General features: G+C 65.2%; 9 protein-coding genes, 2 tRNA genes, 2 rRNA genes and 1 pseudogene. 6 read left to right on the top strand and 8 right to left on the bottom strand.

Going from position 1 to position 16,561, the window contains the following annotated elements; all coding sequences use genetic code 11:
• Positions 1-2,462, top strand: a 2,462-nt coding sequence (gene putA / locus ACXJJ8_RS13760; RefSeq protein ID WP_499031091.1) for a bifunctional proline dehydrogenase/L-glutamate gamma-semialdehyde dehydrogenase PutA, incomplete at its 5' end; no start/stop codon positions are given.
• Between the two features lie 70 nt (positions 2,463-2,532).
• Here putA and ACXJJ8_RS13755 read toward each other — a convergent pair.
• On the bottom strand, positions 2,533-3,921 hold the full coding sequence (locus tag ACXJJ8_RS13755) for an OmpP1/FadL family transporter (protein WP_499031089.1): 1,389 nt from the start codon (positions 3,919-3,921) through the stop codon (positions 2,533-2,535).
• A gap of 209 nt (positions 3,922-4,130) precedes the next feature.
• Here ACXJJ8_RS13755 and ACXJJ8_RS13750 point away from each other — a divergent pair, with 209 nt between their 5' ends.
• Positions 4,131-4,823, top strand: coding sequence for a rhomboid family intramembrane serine protease (locus tag ACXJJ8_RS13750; protein WP_499031086.1), 693 nt, complete (start codon positions 4,131-4,133; stop codon positions 4,821-4,823).
• Here the strand turns inward: ACXJJ8_RS13750 and ACXJJ8_RS13745 are convergent.
• The 3 genes and pseudogenes from ACXJJ8_RS13745 to gpmI all read right to left on the bottom strand — a co-directional run.
• Positions 4,709-6,206: pseudogene (locus ACXJJ8_RS13745) on the bottom strand (S41 family peptidase); the annotation flags it as partial. The gene ACXJJ8_RS13750 and the pseudogene ACXJJ8_RS13745 sit on opposite strands and share 115 nt — an antisense overlap.
• Before the next feature lie 110 nt (positions 6,207-6,316).
• On the bottom strand, positions 6,317-7,552 hold the full coding sequence (locus ACXJJ8_RS13740) for a murein hydrolase activator EnvC family protein (protein ID WP_499031084.1): 1,236 nt from the start codon (positions 7,550-7,552) through the stop codon (positions 6,317-6,319).
• Positions 7,549-9,090 carry a 2,3-bisphosphoglycerate-independent phosphoglycerate mutase gene (gene gpmI / locus ACXJJ8_RS13735; protein WP_499031081.1) on the bottom strand — a complete coding sequence of 514 codons (1,542 nt, stop codon included), beginning with the start codon at positions 9,088-9,090 and terminating at the stop codon, positions 7,549-7,551. The genes ACXJJ8_RS13740 and gpmI overlap by 4 nt, the downstream gene beginning before the upstream one ends.
• A 112-nt stretch (positions 9,091-9,202) precedes the next feature.
• Between gpmI and ACXJJ8_RS13730 the strand changes: the two genes are divergently transcribed.
• The 4 genes from ACXJJ8_RS13730 to ACXJJ8_RS13715 all read left to right on the top strand — a co-directional run bounded on the left by ACXJJ8_RS13730 (position 9,203) and on the right by ACXJJ8_RS13715 (position 12,901).
• The gene (locus ACXJJ8_RS13730; protein WP_499031079.1) at positions 9,203-9,886 is read left to right on the top strand and encodes a DUF4097 family beta strand repeat-containing protein; all 684 of its coding nucleotides are present in this window, start codon (positions 9,203-9,205) and stop codon (positions 9,884-9,886) included.
• Between the two features lie 84 nt (positions 9,887-9,970).
• Positions 9,971-11,731: a M28 family metallopeptidase gene (locus tag ACXJJ8_RS13725; RefSeq protein WP_499031077.1), complete on the top strand. Its 1,761-nt coding sequence runs from the start codon at positions 9,971-9,973 to the stop codon at positions 11,729-11,731.
• Entirely contained in the window at positions 11,728-12,147 is a 420-nt protein-coding gene (locus ACXJJ8_RS13720; RefSeq protein WP_499031075.1) for an MAPEG family protein, read from the top strand. Before ACXJJ8_RS13725 ends, ACXJJ8_RS13720 begins: the two co-directional genes overlap by 4 nt.
• A gap of 4 nt (positions 12,148-12,151) precedes the next feature.
• Positions 12,152-12,901: a 2OG-Fe dioxygenase family protein gene (locus tag ACXJJ8_RS13715; protein WP_499031073.1), complete on the top strand. Its 750-nt coding sequence runs from the start codon at positions 12,152-12,154 to the stop codon at positions 12,899-12,901.
• A gap of 61 nt (positions 12,902-12,962) precedes the next feature.
• Here ACXJJ8_RS13715 and rrf read toward each other — a convergent pair.
• From rrf to ACXJJ8_RS13695, 4 genes are all read right to left on the bottom strand, one after another.
• Positions 12,963-13,075 (bottom strand): 5S ribosomal RNA (gene rrf / locus ACXJJ8_RS13710).
• Between the two features lie 155 nt (positions 13,076-13,230).
• Positions 13,231-16,103, bottom strand: a 23S ribosomal RNA gene (locus tag ACXJJ8_RS13705).
• 222 nt (positions 16,104-16,325) lie between these two features.
• A tRNA-Ile gene (locus tag ACXJJ8_RS13700) sits at positions 16,326-16,402 on the bottom strand.
• A gap of 22 nt (positions 16,403-16,424) precedes the next feature.
• Positions 16,425-16,500: transfer RNA gene (locus tag ACXJJ8_RS13695), tRNA-Ala, on the bottom strand.
• Positions 16,501-16,561 lie beyond the last annotated feature (61 nt).

Raw genomic sequence — 16,561 nt, 5'->3', positions numbered from 1 at the left:
GCACCGATGTGTTCGCCGCCCCGTCGATCTCGGTGAAGCTCTCCGCCCTGCACCCGCGTTATGAACTGGCCAAGCGCGCGCGCGTGATGGCAGAACTCGTCCCGCGCGTGCTCGAGCTGGCGCAACTGGCGAAGTCGCACGGCATCGGATTCACCATCGATGCCGAGGAAGCCGACCGCCTGGAGCTCTCGCTCGACGTCATCGGCGCCGCATACGAAGACAAGTCGCTCGATGGTTGGGAAGGTTACGGCCTCGCCGTGCAGGCCTACCAGAAGCGCGCGCCGTTCGTGATCGATTGGCTCGCCGATCTCGCGCGCCGCACCGGCCGCCGCATTCCCGTGCGTCTGGTCAAGGGCGCGTACTGGGACAGCGAAGTCAAGCGCGCGCAGGTCGATGGCCAGGCGGGCTATCCGGTGTTCACGCGCAAGCCGAACACCGACGTGAGCTACCTCGCCAACGCGCGCCGCATGCTTGCGGCAAGCGATGCGATCTATCCGATGTTCGCCACGCACAACGCGCACACGATCGCGGCGATCCATCGCCTCGCGCGCAACGGCGAATCGCGCAGGAACTTCGAGTTCCAGAAGCTGCACGGCATGGGCGACGACCTGTACGCCGAAGTCGTGCCGGCCGACCGCCTCGACGTGCCGTGCCGCGTGTACGCGCCGGTGGGTTCGCATGAAGACCTGTTGCCGTACCTGGTGCGGCGGCTGCTCGAAAACGGCGCGAACTCCAGCTTCGTCAACCGCATCACCGACGACAGCGTGGCGATCGATGATCTCGTGAAGGACCCCGTCGAAATCGTCGACGGGTTCGAAACCATTCCGCATCCGCGCATTCCGCTGCCGCGCGACGTGTACCGCAGCCAAGCGCACGACATTGCAGACGAACGGGACAACTCCATGGGCCTCAACCTCGCCAACGACGCGCAACTGCGCGCGCTCGCCGAACAACTCAACGCCGCGGTGACCGGCGACTGGCGCGCGATGCCGCTCGTGCCGGGCATCACGACGGGCGGCGCCGACATCGCCGTGACCAATCCCGCCGACCGCCGCGAACAAGTGGGCACCTGGCGCGCCGCGGATGCGGCGACGGTCGAACAGGCGTTGCGCAACGCCGTCGCCGCGCAACCCGCGTGGGATGCCACGCCGGCCGCTTCGCGCGCGGCGATCCTCGAGCACGCGGCCACCTTGCTCGAAGCGCGCATGCCGCAATTCATGGCGATGTGCACGAAAGAAGCCGGCAAGACCATTCCCGACGGCGTCGCCGAAGTGCGCGAGGCGGTCGATTTCCTGCGTTACTACGCCGGGCAGGCGCGCAAGCTGTTCGCGCATCCGGAAAAACTGCCGGGTCCGACCGGCGAATCCAACGAGTTGCACCTCGGCGGCCGCGGTGTGTTCGTCTGCATTTCGCCATGGAATTTCCCGCTCGCGATCTTCCTCGGCCAGGTCGCCGCGGCGCTCGCCGCCGGCAACAGCGTGATCGCCAAGCCCGCCGAGCAGACCAACCTGATCGGCTACTACGCGGTGAAGTTGCTGCACGAAGCCGGCGTCCCGGACAAGGTCGTGCAATTCCTGCCGGGCGACGGTGCGACGGTCGGCGCGGCGCTCACGAAGGATCCGCGCGTGGCCGGCGTTGCCTTCACCGGTTCGACCGACACCGCGCGCGCGATCAACCGTTCGCTCGCCGCGCGCGATGCGGCGATCGGCGTGCTCATCGCGGAAACCGGCGGGCAGAACGCGCTGATCGGCGACTCCTCCGCGCTGCCCGAGCAGTTGATCAAGGACGCGTTGTCGTCGGCGTTCACCTCCACCGGCCAGCGTTGTTCGGCTGCGCGCGTGTTGTTCGTGCAGGAAGACATCGCCGACAAGACGATCGCGATGCTCGCCGGTGCGATGGCGGAACTGCAGGTGGGCGACCCCGGCCTGCTGTCGACCGACGTCGGCCCGGTGATCGACAAGGACGCGTTCTCCATGCTCGAGGCGCACGGCAAGCGCATGCGCGGCGAAGCGAAACTCATCGCCGAAGCGAAGATGGACGCATCGACCCAACACGGGACGTACTTCGCGCCGGTGGCCTTCGAGATCGATTCGATCGATCGCCTGCACAAGGAAGTCTTCGGCCCGGCGCTGCACGTCGTGCGCTGGAAGGGCGACGAACTCGACAAGGTGATCGATGCGATCAACGCGACGGGCTACGGTTTGACGCTCGGCATCCATTCGCGCATCGACGAGACGATCGACCACATCGTCTCGCGGGTGAAGGTGGGCAATGCGTACGTCAATCGCAACCAGATCGGTGCGGTCGTCGGCGTGCAGCCCTTCGGCGGACAAGGGCTGAGCGGCACGGGCCCGAAGGCCGGTGGCCCGCACTACCTGCCGCGCTTCGGCACCGAGAAGACGGTGACGGTGAACACGACGGCGGCGGGCGGCAATGCATCGTTGTTGACGCTGGGCGAATAGTCCCCCGCCGATATGCGCACAAAAAAAGCCCCGCTTTCGCGGGGCTTTTTCTTTTGCAGTGTCGCTGCGATCAGAACTTGTACTGGCCGCTGAGGCCCCACAGGTTCACGCTCGCATCGTACGTGCCGAACAGCGTCGAGCCGCTGGTGGCCAGCGACGGCGCCAGGGCGACCTGCGGGTCGTCCGTCTGGATGCGCGTGTAGCCGGCGCTGACTTCCCAATGTTCGCTCGGGGCCCAGGTGGCGCCGATCGAGAGCCACTGGCGGTCGGCGTCGGGCAGGCGCGGCGTGCGCGTCGCGGTCTGCGTCGGCGACTGGTCCTGCGCGTAACCGGCGCGGAGCGACCACTGGTCGTTGAGTTCCCATTCGGCACCGAGCGACCAGAACGAGGTATCCGTCCACTGGAATTCCTCGACGGCCGGGTTCGGCTGCTGCGCCGGGTTCTTGAACTGGATCGCGACTTCCTGCAGCGAAGACCACTGCGTGTACGACCAGTCGGCCAACAGCGTGAAGGTGTCGGTGATGCCGTAGGAAACCGAGATCGTGTCGACCGCCGGGGTCGTCAGCGAAGCCAGGGCACCGGTGTCGACGAACTGGCCCGGCGCGGCGCCGGCAAGCAGCGCGGAGATGTTCGCCGGCAGGGTGAAGTCGGCATCGCCTTCGATGTCGTGGTCGATTTCCGAGCGGTGCGACCAGCCCAGCGCGAACTTCTCGCTCGGGTGGATATGCATGCCCGCGATCCAGCCGATGCCGGTGTCGTCGCCGTTGACTTCGATCGTGCCGTCGTTCTTCTGCGGGCCGAACGGCGCGGTGGCCGGCGTGGGATTGATGCACGCCTGGATGTTGATCTGGCAGATGCGCGAACCGAAGTCGATGGCCTTCGACAGCGTGGCTTCGGCGCGCTCGTACACCAGGCCCAGGCCGAAGGAGACGTTGCTGCCGAAGTCGAACGAGGCGGCGAGCGTCAGGTCGGCGGTCTTCACTTCCGACTTGATGGCGGTGTAGCGGCCGACCCAGTTGGCGTCGTATTCGGTCTTCAGGCCGAACGGCGCGCTGACCATGGCGCCCAGGGTCACGCCGGAGTCGCCCATCGGGAACACGGCCGACAGGGCCGGGATCGCGGTGCTGTCGCCGGCGTCGCCGCCGTTGCCGCCATGCAGGGGCTGCTGCAGCGGCGAGCCCGCTGCGGCCGAACCGGCGCCGGTGAAGTCCGCCGACAGGTCGACCATGGTGACGTCGGCCTGGATCGCCGCGGTCTTGAACGTCGACATGGCGGCCGGATTGTTGGCCACGACGGAGGTGTCGCCGCCGGCAACCGCGCTGCCCGCGAAGGCGCGACCCATCGCCTTGACGCTGTTTTCCTTGAGCTGGAAGCCGGACGCGTGCGCCTGGCCGATCGCAAGACCGCCCGCGACAGCGAGCGCGAGTGCGGAGATGCGAATGACGGTGTTCGTTTGCATTGCGAGTTGTCTCCGGTGACGAATTTTTGGTTTTTAGGGCTCGGGCGGCTCTGCGGCCTGCACCGGCGCGTGCCGGAACCCCTCCCGACGTACGACGCCGTAGGGAAGATACACAACTCGTTAACCCGTTGCTAACGCCATGCTGCTTATTTCGTAACGAACGCTCGTTCGCTTTTCGGCCTTCCCAATCCCGGTAGGATCGGCCGGCCATGTTCGTACCCCTCCCCACACGCCAGAAGCGTGGCCTGCGATGGGCGACGCCGCTGCTGGTCGTCCTGCTGACCGGCGCCTTCCTGTGGGCGACGATGGGGACGAGCGGCGAGCAGCGGGCGCTGGTGCTTGGCTGGGGTGCGCTGTCCGGTGGGTTCATGTCGCCCGACGCCTGGCCCGCGGCCCTGCAGGACGGGCGCGCCCTGCGGCTGGTCACGGCGCTGTTCCTCCATGCCGATTGGGCCCATCTGGTCGGCAATCTGGTGTTCCTGCTGATCTTCGGCCTGCCTGCCGAACGGGCGATGGGGCCGTGGCGGTTCCTCGCACTGTTCCTGCTGGGCGGCGCCGTCGCCAACCTCGCGGCGGCGCTGACCATCGGTGCGCCGGACCGGATCATCATCGGCGCCAGTGGCGCGGTGTCGGCGGTGATCGGCGCGTACCTAGCGCTGTTCCCGCGGGCGAAGCTCGGCGTGGTGCTGCCGCTCGGGTTGTTCCTCGAATTCGTGCGCGCGCCGGCCTCGCTGCTGATCGGCATCTGGGCCTTGCTGCAGGTCGTGTTCGCCTACATCGGGCCGACGCTCGGCGCGGTGGCGTGGTGGGCGCACCTGGCGGGCTTCGCCTTCGGCATCCTGTTCGCCGTGGTGGTCCGTGCGGCGATCGCGCGCCGCCTGCGACGGCAGCGCGGTTTTTGAGCCGCGCCGGTCGCGTCAGTTCTTCTTCGGCGATGTCGGGGAGGGAGAGGTCACCGCCACGTTCTTCTTCAATTCGGTCAGCGCGGCCGTGATCGGCGCATCGCCGTCGAGCACTTCGCCCGCGTTGGAGCCCGCCATTTCCTGCTCGCCGCGCAGGTGGCCCGGCAGCGTGGCTTCGCTGTAACCGGCCTTGCCGCCGTTGACTGCATCCTTGGCAGGGTGCAACACGACATCGGGCTGGATGCCGAGGGCCTGGATCGATTTCCCGCTCGGCGTGAAATAGCGCGCGGTGGTGAGCTTGACCGAATCGCCGTTGTCCAGCGGCAGCAAGGTTTGCACCGAGCCCTTGCCGAACGTGCGGCTGCCGACGACGCGCGCGCGATTGTTGTCGCGCAACGCACCGGCAAGGACTTCCGACGCGCTCGCCGAACCGGCGTCGACCAGCACGACGACCGGCGCGCCGTTGAGGCGATCGCCCGGCGTCGCGCTGAATTGCGCATCGCTCAGTGCCACGCGACCGCGCGTGCTGACGATCTTGCCCTTGTCGAGCAGTTCGTCGGCGATCTGCACGGCGGCGGTGAGCAAGCCACCCGGATTGCTGCGCAGGTCCAGGACCAGTCCGCGCAATTTTCCACCGGCTTCGAGCGTGTCGAGGGCGCGCGAGAAATCCGCCGCCGTATCGGCCTGGAACGTCGCCACGCGGATGTAGCCGTAACCCGGTTCGAGCGTGCGCGAGCGCACGCTGGCCACGCGGATGCGTTCGCGCGTGAGCGTGACATCGAAGGGTTTGGGTTTGCTTTCGCGCACGATGGTCAGCACGACCTTCGAGCCCGGCGGGCCGCGCAGCGGCGCTGAGTTGCCGTCGGCATCCTCGTCGTCGGCGCTGTCCTCGGACGGGGCATCGGTCACCGACTTGCCGTCGATCGCGATGATGATGTCGTTGGCCTGGATGCCCGCGCGCGCGGCCGGCGTTTCGTCGATCGGCGACACCACCTTGAGCGTGCGATCGGGCAAGGTCATCAACTCGACGCCGACGCCGGTATAGGCGCCCTGGGTCTGTTCGTCGAAGGCGCGCGCGTCGCGCTTGGGCAGGTAGGCGCTGTGCGGATCAAGGTCGAGCAGCAGGCCGCGCACCGCCGAATCCATGAGCTTCTTGTCGTCGACGGGGTCGACGTAGGCTTCTTTCACCGCGTTGTAGACCCACACGTAGCGACGGATTTCGTCGAGCGGAATCTTCGTGGTGCTTTCGGCGGCATCGGGGTCGTCGCTGGTGGAGACTTCTTTCTCTGCCTGATGCTCCGGCGCCGCGGCCGCAGGCGCTTCCTGCGCGAGCACGCAGCCCGAGGCGAGCAGCAGCAGGAGGGCGTAGGTCGGATTGCGCATGTGGGGGTCCGTGGCGTGGGGGCGCGGGGTGGTGCGCGGAGGATCTGACAGGGATTATGCAAGCGTGGCGCGTTCTGGCGTTAAGGGCGCGTGGCGTTGGTCATCCGCGCTTACTGACGTTTCAGCCACGCGTCGGGATCCACCGGTTGGCCATCGCGGCGCAGTTCGAAATACAGCGCCGCGCGGCCCTGCGCGCCCGAGTTGCCGACGCTGGCGAGGCTGTCGCCGCGATGCACGGCGTCGCCTGCATCCTTCAACAACGCATCGTTGTGCGCATACAGGCTCATGTACCCGTTGCCGTGGTCGACGATGAGGATCAGGCCGTAGCCGTTCATCCAGTCGGCGAAGACCACGCGACCATCGGCGACCGCCTTGACCGTCGTGCCCGCGGGCGCGGCGATCAGCACGCCCTGGCTGGTGCGTCCGTCCGGCAGCGGGCCACCGTAGCGTGTGAGCAGGCTGCCCGACACCGGCCAGCTCAGGCCGCCGACCTGGAGCGCCGGGCCGGAGGTGGTGTTCCGGCGCAGCGGCGTGCCGGCGCCGGCGGTGGTCTTGCCCGCGGCCTTCGCGGCCTTCGCGGCCCTGGCGGCGGCACGATCGGCCGCGGCTTTCTCGCGCGCGGCCCGCGCCGCGGCAGCGCGCAACTGCGCGAGCAATTGCTGCAGCGCCTTCGCATCCTGGCCGAGCGCGCGTTCGCGGCTCGCGCGATCCTTGTATTTCGATTCGATCTGCTCGACCAGCTTGGCGCGGTCGGTGCGCGCCCCCTGCAGCGACGCCAGTTGCGTGCGTTGCTCGCGACGTGCGGCATCCAGCGCGATGCGACGTTCGACGATCTGTTGCTGGAGCGTGTCGACTTCCTGGATCTGCGCGGTCAGTTCGCGGATCCGTTGCGCGCGATCGCGCTGCGCATAGCGATGGTAGGCGAGCGTGCGCTGCGCTTGCTCCACGCTGTCCTGCGCGAGCAGCGCCTTGAGCGCGGTGTCGTCGCCGACCGTGTAGGCCGAACGCACCAGTTGGCGAAGTTCGGTGCGGCGCGCGGCGAGCCCCGCGTCGAGCGTGTCGCGACGCTGTTGCAGGGCGGCGAGCGCCGCCTGGTCGCGCGCGAGCGCGTGTTCGGTGTCGCGCACCGCGCGACCGACACGGCCCACGGCTTCATCTGCATCGCGCAATTTGCGCGACGCATCGCCGCGCTGCCCTTCCAGTTTCCGCCGCTCGGCCGCGACGTCCTTCAGCTCGCTGCGCACTTTCTTCAGCTGCTGCTCGGCGTCCTTGCTGTCCTGCGAAGACGCGGCTCCGGCTGTCAACGACAGCGCAAAGGCGACGATGAACGCGAATGCGGGTTTCAAGCAGGTCCGATGAGGCTGTGGCCGGTCATCTCGGCCGGTTGCGGGAGGCCAAGCAGCGCGAGCATCGTCGGCGCGACGTCGCGCAAGGCGCCGCCGCTGCGCAGCGATGCGATGGGCGGGCCGACGAAGATCAGCGGCACCGGCCCGACAGTGTGGGCGGTGTGCGGCTGGCCGGTGTCGGGATCGCGCATCTGCTCGAGGTTGCCGTGGTCGGCGGTGATCAGCAAGGCACCCCCGGCGCGACGCACGGCGGCTTCGACCGCACCGATCGCGATGTCCACCGCTTCGGCGGCCTGGATCGCGGCGGCGATGTTGCCGGTGTGGCCCACCATGTCGGGATTCGCGATGTTGCACACGATGACATCGAAGGCCTGCGAATCGATCGCGGCGACGAGTTTCGCGGTCAGTTCGGGGCAGCTCATTTCCGGCTGGAGATCGTAGGTGGCGACTTTCGGGCTGGGGACGAGGATGCGCGACTCGCCCGGGTAGGGATCTTCGCGGCCGCCGCTGAAGAAGAACGTGACGTGCGCGTATTTTTCGGTTTCGGCGATGCGCAGTTGGGTCAGGTTGTTTTCTGCGAGCAGCTCGCCGAGCGTGTGCCGCAGGTCGTCGGGCGCGAAGGCGACGGGGGCGTCGAGCTTCGCATCGTATTCGGTGAGACAGGTGAAACGCGCCAGTTGCGGGCGGCGCGCCGTGAATCCGCTGAAGTGCGGATCGACGAAGGCCGCGGCGAGCTGGCGCGCACGATCGGCGCGGAAGTTCATGAACACCACGGCATCGCCGTCGTGCATCGGCGTCGCGCCGGCGAGCACGGTGGGCGCGACGAATTCGTCGGTCTCGCCGCGTTCGTAGGCGTCGGCCAGTGCGGCCAGCGCATCGTGTGCGCGATGGTCGGCGCGCGCGTCGACGATGGCATCCCACGCGCGGCGCACGCGATCCCAGCGTTTGTCCCGGTCCATCGCCCAGTAGCGGCCGCCGACGGTCGCGATGCGCGCGTTGCCGAGTGCGTCGCACTTGGCCTGCAAAGCGGCGAGGCTGGGTTGCGCGGATTGCGGCGGCGTGTCGCGGCCGTCGAGGAAGGCGTGCACGCGGACGCGTTCGACGCCGGCCTGCTTCGCCAGCTCGAGCATCGCGCCGATGTGCGCTTCATGACTGTGCACGCCGCCCGGCGACAGCAGGCCCATGACATGCAACGTGCCGCCACCGGCGCGCGCGGCGGCGCAACTGGCCAGCAATTCGGCATTGGCGAAGAAGCTGCCGTCTTCGATGGCTGCGTCGACGCGGGTCAGGTCCTGATAGACGATGCGGCCGGCACCGAGGTTCATGTGCCCGACTTCCGAATTCCCCATCTGGCCGTCGGGCAGGCCGACGTGGCGGCCTTCGGTATGGATGAGCGTGTGCGGTGCGTTCGCCCAGAGGCGACGCCAGTTCGGAATGTCGGCCTGGGCCAGCGCGTTGTCGGTCGGGTCCTCGCGATGGCCCCAGCCGTCGAGGATCAGCAGGACGACGGGCTTGGGACGGGAGGGGGCGACGGGCACGGCGACTCCGGCTGGAACGAGGACTGCGGAGGATTGTAACGAAGGGGGTTAAACCGAAGCCCCCTTGGCCGCATCAGTAGACGGACACCTGCCCATTCCCAGGATCCGCCCCATGAAGCACGCCCGCCTCACGCTCGCCCTCGTCGTCGCTGTCGCAGCCCTCCCCGCCTTCGCGCAGCACCACGAGGAGGTCGACAAGGTCAATGGCAGCATCACTGCGCTTTCGGGCCAGACCTACGACGACCTGAGCACCGTCAACGGCAGCATCAAGGTCGAATCCAGCGCGCAGGCCGACGACGTGGAAACCGTCAACGGCAGCATCGCCGGCGGCGACGGCATCCGCGTGCGGTCGCTCAGCACGGTCAACGGCGGCATCCGCGTCGGCACGCAGGCGCAGGTGTCGGACACCATCGAAACCGTCAACGGCAGCATTTTCGTCGACCGCGGCGGCAACATCGGCGAGGGCGTCACCACCGTGAACGGTGCAATCGGCCTGGTCGACACGGATCTGGGCGGCGGCATCGAAACGGTCAACGGCGACGTGACGGTGGGCGTGGGTTCCCACGTGCACGGCGGCATCCACGTGGAAAAGAACAACAACCATGGCTGGTTCCAGATGGGCAAGCAGAAGCCGCCGCGCATCGTGATCGGCCCGAATGCGCGGGTCGACGGCGCGCTGATCTTCGAGCGCGAAGTCGTGCTTTACGTGCACTCCACTGCGAAGGTCGGCCGCATCAGCGGCGCCACGCCGATCGCCTTCAGCTCGCAGACCGCGCCGGACGACCGTCGCGACTGATGACTCCCGCATCGCGGGCCGGCACGGGCCGGCCTGCGATGGGCGTGCTTAAATCGCCGGGATTGCCCCACCCGGAGATGGCGGATGCCGAGCACGCAGGTTCGACCCTTGCTGGTCTTGATGGCTGGCGCGATGGCGCTGGCCGGTTGCAACCGCCCGCCCGAAAGCGCGGCGCCCTCCACGCCCGCTGCGGCATCGACCGCAACTGCGACGGCGCCCGCGCCGGCTTCCACTCATGCATTCGTTCCAGCGATCGCAGCCGGCGATTTCGCCGAACACGTGCGCGTGCTGTCGTCCGATGCGTTCGAAGGGCGTGCGCCGGGCAGCCCGGGGGAGCAGAAGACCGTCGATTACATCGTGGCGCAGTTCAAGGCGATGGGCCTGCAACCGGGCAACGCCGGCGCGTGGACGCAGGTCGTGCCGATGACCGAAACCACGGCCAGCGACAAGACGACGATGCAGGTGGTCGTGAAGGGCAAGCCGCATACGCTGAAGTTCGGGCAGGACATGGTGATCGGCACCCGCACGGGGCAGAAGCACGTCAGCGTGCAGGACAGCGACGTGGTGTTCGTCGGCTACGGCGTCCACGCGCCGGAGCAGCAGTGGAACGATTACGCCGGGCTCGACGTGAAGGGCAAGACGGTCGTCATCCTCGTCAACGACCCGGGCTTCCATGCGAACGACCCGACCTTGTTCGAAGGGCGCCGCATGACCTGGTACGGGCGCTGGGTCTACAAGTTCGAAGAGGCCGCGCGCAAGGGTGCGGCGGCGGCGCTGATCGTGCACGACGATGCCGGTGCGTCGTATGGGTGGGATGTCGTGCGCGGTTCGTGGTCGGGCGCGCAGTTCGATTTGCGCGCGAGCGACGATCCGGCGCCGCGCCTGCCGGTGCAAGGGTGGATCACCGGCGAGCAGGCAAAGGCGCTGTTCGCCGATGCGGGGCTCGATTTCGGGAAGCTGCGTGCGGCGGCCAACAAGCGCGGGTTCAAGGCGGTGCCGCTGGACGCGAAGGCGTCGGTCACGCTGGACAGCACGATCGTCGAGAAGACTTCGCGCAATGTCGTGGCGAAGTTGCCGGGCACGCAGCGGCCCGATGAAGCCGTGGTGTACCTCGCGCACTGGGACCACCTCGGCAAACATCCCGACGAAACCGGCGACAACATCTACAACGGCGCGATCGACAATGCGACCGGCGTGGCCGGGATCATGGAGATCGCAGGCCAGTTCGCGAAGACGCCGCCCAAGCGCAGCGTGCTGTTCCTAGCGGTGACGTTGGAGGAATCGGGCCTGCTCGGTTCGAAGTACTACGTCGCGCATCCCGCCGTGCCGCTGAAGGACACCGTCGCGGCGATCAACATCGATGCGATGTCGACCTTCGGGCCGTCGAAGGACATCGTGGTGACGGGCCTGGGCAATTCGGAACTCGACGACGTGCTCAAGACGATCGCCGACAGGCAGGGCCGCAAGCTGCACGCGGAAGCCACGCCCGAGAGCGGGTTCTACTTCCGCTCCGATCATTTCAACTTCGCCAAGGCCGGCGTACCGGCGCTGTATGCCGAAGGCGGCGAGGATCTCGTCGAAGGCGGCACCACGGCGGGCCGCAAGGCCTCGGAGGATTACACCGCGAATCGTTATCACAAGCCGGCCGACGAATTCGACGCGAACTGGAACCTGAAAGGCACGGTGCAGGATCTCGACACGCTGTACGCGGTGGGCCGCGTGCTGGCCGACGGCACGACGTGGCCGAACTGGCGCGCAGGCAATCCGTTCCGCGCGGCGCGCGACGCGATGCGCGCGGACGCGAAGGCCCCTGATCCATCATTCACCGAGGGAGACGCGAGATGACGATGGCCCTGGCGTATTGGTGCGTGTTGGCGGCGGCGCTACTGCCTTACGTGTGGACGACCGTGGCGAAGGGGAGCGGCGAGCGTTACGACAACCGCGATCCACGCGGCTGGATTTCACGCCAGACCGATCCGAAAGTGCACCGCGCGAATGCGGCGCAGCTCAATGCGTTCGAGGCGTTCGCGCCCTTCGCCGCGGGCGTGGTGATGGCGCACCTGGCCGGCGTGCCGGAAATGCACGTCGCGTGGCTGGCGGTGGTTTTCCTCATCAGCCGGGTTCTGCACGGGGTCGTGTACACGCTGGGAATGAAGCATTCGCTGCGCAGCCTGGTGTGGTTCGTCGGATTCGCCTGCGCGATGGCGTTGATCGCGCTCGCGGCGCTGCACGTCGGCGGCGCGGTGCGCGCAGCGGCCTGATGGCGTGAGCGGCACGTTCGCCATGGATGCCGAAGGCGCACGTTGCGTCGACGTGGTGCGGGAACAGGGGTTCTGTTTCGTGCATGGCGATGCAATGCGGGCGACGCTCGCGGGCGTCGGCGGCTTGGAGGATTGGGCCGGGTTCGCCGCGAGTTGGGAACTGCTCGGGCCGGATCCTTATCTCGCGCGCACTGGGCGCGCGCGGCGGCGGCGGCATGCGGTCTTCGCGGCTACAGCGGATGGCCCCGTGGATCGCGCCCCGAACCAGCCGCATTTCCAGACAACCGAGTACAACGCGCTGCAGGGCGACATCGAACGATGGTTCGAGCCGGTGACCGACGTTGTCGCCGGCGGCCCCTGTTTGCAGACGATCCTGCGCTATTGCGTCGGATTCTTCGGTGGGCTTGCGCCGGATGTCGCGCAATGGCGAATCGAAGTGCACCAGTTCCGCATCGAAGCACGCCCCGGCGAAGCCGGCGAGCCAACGCCGGAAGGCGTGCACCGCGATGGTGTCGATTACGTGCTCGTCCTGATGGTCGATCGGCGGAACATCGAAAGCGGCACGACGACGATCCACCTCGCCGACGGCACGGAGGTTGGGGCATTTACGCTGCAGGCCGCTTTCGACGCGGCGCTCGTGGACGATGCGCGCGTGTTCCATGGGGTCACGGCCGTGACCGCGCTGGATCCGACGGAACCGGCGCACCGCGACGTGCTCGTGGTGACGCTCAAGCGCGAGACGCGCCCCAAGTAAGGGTTAGTTGCTGCCGCCCAAAGAAGAACCCCGCCATTGCTGGCGGGGTTTAGGTGTAAGGCCCTGGCGATGACCTACTCTTGCATGCGGATGCACACTACCATCGGCGCGGCTGCGTTTCACTTCCGAGTTCGGAATGGGATCGGGTGGTGCCACAGCGCTATTGTCACCAGGGAGAGGGTGGAGGGTCGCGGTTCGATCCGTYCTGGGGATGCCAGGGGACCGGTCGCGCTCACGCTCTCAAGGGGTGGGACGTAGCGAGTTTGGGTGTTGCTTTTGGAGACAAATGCCATCGACGTGTTGTCGAGGATAAGGCGGCTTGAGGTGATATGGTCAAGCCTCACGGATCATTAGTACACGTTAGCTCAACGGATTGCTCCGCTTACACACCGTGCCTATCAACCACCTGGTCTTGATGGTTCCTTCAGGGGACTTGTGTCCCGGGAGATCTCATCTTGAGGCGCGCTTCCCGCTTAGATGCTTTCAGCGGTTATCGCTTCCGAACGTAGCTACCCGGCAATGCCACTGGCGTGACAACCGGAACACCAGGGGTTCGTCCACTCCGGTCCTCTCGTACTAGGAGCAGCCCCTCTCAAATCTCCAACGCCCACGACAGATAGGGACCGAACTGTCTCACGACGTTCTGAACCCAGCTCGCGTACCACTTTAAATGGCGAACAGCCATACCCTTGGGACCGACTACAGCCCCAGGATGTGATGAGCCGACATCGAGGTGCCAAACACCGCCGTCGATATGAACTCTTGGGCGGTATCAGCCTGTTATCCCCGGAGTACCTTTTATCCGTTGAGCGATGGCCCTTCCATACAGAACCACCGGATCACTAAGACCTACTTTCGTACCTGCTTGAGCCGTCGCTCTTGCAGTCAAGCACGCTTATGCCTTTGCACACAGTGCGCGATGTCCGACCGCGCTGAGCGTACCTTCGTGCTCCTCCGTTACTCTTTGGGAGGAGACCGCCCCAGTCAAACTACCCACCATACACGGTCCCCGACCCGGATTACGGGCCCAGGTTAGAACGTCAAGCACATCAGGGTGGTATTTCAAGGTTGCCTCCACCGAAGCTAGCGCCTCGGTTTCACAGGCTCCCACCTATCCTACACAGACGAACTCAACGTTCAGTGTAAAGCTGTAGTAAAGGTTCACGGGGTCTTTCCGTCTTGCCGCGGGAACGCTGCATCTTCACAGCGATTTCAATTTCACTGAGTCTCGGGTGGAGACAGCGCCGCTGTCGTTACGCCATTCGTGCAGGTCGGAACTTACCCGACAAGGAATTTCGCTACCTTAGGACCGTTATAGTTACGGCCGCCGTTTACTGGGGCTTCGATCAAGAGCTTCGCCTTGCGGCTGACCCCATCAATTAACCTTCCAGCACCGGGCAGGCGTCACACCCTATACGTCCACTTTCGTGTTTGCAGAGTGCTGTGTTTTTGATAAACAGTCGCAGCGGCCTGGTTTCTGCGACCGCTCCCAGCTATAGCCCGCATGGGCCACCAGAAGCGGTGCACCTTCTCCCGAAGTTACGGTGCCATGTTGCCTAGTTCCTTCACCCGAGTTCTCTCAAGCGCCTTAGAATTCTCATCCTGCCCACCTGTGTCGGTTTACGGTACGGTCTGCGTCAGCTGAAGCTTAGGGGCTTTTCCTGGAAGCGTGGGATCAGTGACTTCGGCCTAATGGCCTGGTCTCGCTGCTCGGCGTATGACCCTCCGGATTTGCCAAGAGGATCCGCCTACCTGCTTTCCCCGGGACAACCAACGCCCGGTACACCTACCCTTCTCCGTCCCCCCATCGCACTGACGCGAGGTGCTGGAATATTAACCAGCTTCCCATCGACTACGCATTTCTGCCTCGCCTTAGGGGCCGACTCACCCTGCGCCGATGAACGTTGCGCAAGGAAACCTTGGGCTTTCGGCGTGGGGGCTTTTCACCCCCATTATCGTTACTCATGTCAGCATTCGCACTTCCGATACCTCCAGCAGACTTCTCAATCCACCTTCATCGGCTTACGGAACGCTCCTCTACCGCGCACATTGCTGTGCACCCCAAGCTTCGGTTCATGGCTTAGCCCCGTTAAATCTTCCGCGCAGACCGACTCGACCAGTGAGCTATTACGCTTTCTTTAAAGGGTGGCTGCTTCTAAGCCAACCTCCTGGCTGTCTGTGCCTTTCCACATCGTTCACCACTGAGCCATGAATTTGGGACCTTAGCTGTGGGTCTGGGTTGTTTCCCTTTTCACGACGGACGTTAGCACCCGCCGTGTGTCTCCCGGATAGTACGTGCTGGTATTCGGAGTTTGCCATGGTTTGGTAAGTCGCAATGACCCCCTAGCCATAACAGTGCTCTACCCCCAGCAGTATTCGTCCGAGGCGCTACCTAAATAGCTTTCGAGGAGAACCAGCTATCTCCGGGTTCGATTAGCTTTTCACTCCTAATCACACCTCATCCCCTACCTTTGCAACGGGAGTGGGTTCGGGCCTCCAGTTGATGTTACTCAACCTTCACCCTGGGCATGACTAGATCACCCGGTTTCGGGTCTACTGCCTGCGACTATGCGCCCTTATCAGACTCGGTTTCCCTTCGCCTCCCCTATACGGTTAAGCTCGCCACAAACAGTAAGTCGCTGACCCATTATACAAAAGGTACGCCGTCACCCTTGCGGGCTCCGACTGCTTGTACGCACACGGTTTCAGGATCTATTTCACTCCCTTCACCAGGGTTCTTTTCGCCTTTCCCTCACGGTACTGGTTCACTATCGGTCGGTCAGGAGTATTTAGCCTTGGAGGATGGTCCCCCCATGTTCAGACAGGGTTTCACGTGCCCCGCCCTACTCAATTTCATCCGTACGGCCCTTTCGCATACAGGGCTGTCACCATCTACGGCCACGCTTCCCAGCGTGTTCTGCTAAAACCGTACGGACTTTTGGGCTGCTCCGCGTTCGCTCGTCGCTACTGACGGAATCTCGGTTGATTTCTTTTCCTCCGGGTACTTAGATATTTCAGTTCCCCGGGTTCGCCTTGCATGGCTATGTATTCACCATGCAATACCCTTGCGGGTGGGTTTCCCCATTCGGACATCGTCGGATCAATGCTTGTTGCCAGCTCCCCGACGCTTTTCGCAGGCTGCCACGTCCTTCATCGCCTCTGACCGCCAAGGCATCCACCGTGTGCGCTTATTCGCTTGACCATATCACCCCAAGTCGCCTCGGGGTCATACGTCGTTTGCGAACGTAAAACGACTTATCACTTCAAATAAAGGTGCTCTCGCACCTCGCCTTAGCCTCTACGACACGTCATGGACATTCGTCTCAAAACGCTCGCTACATCCCGATTTTCAAAGAACACGTCCCGGGCCTCAGCGCCAGGGACGTCTCTAATCTTTTTGTGTGCGCAATTTGTCATTCAGAGTTGGTGGGTCTGGGAGGACTCGAACCACCGGCCTCACCCTTATCAGGGGTGCGCTCTAACCACCTGAGCTACAGACCCAAAAGTCTTCAGCCCAGGACAGTGGTGGAGCCAGTCGGGATCGAACCGACGACCCCCTGCTTGCAAAGCAGGTGCTCTCCCAGCTGAGCTATGGCCCCGTGTGCCGGGACGCTCTGAATGCAGGTCACTTGTGCGGACGCCTGACAGGCAATCGCGCTG

The sequence above is a fragment of the Lysobacter sp. P5_C4 genome (assembly GCF_054049695.1).
The sequence above is the reverse complement of the archived record's forward strand: the minus strand, read 5'-3'. Positions and strand labels throughout refer to the sequence as shown.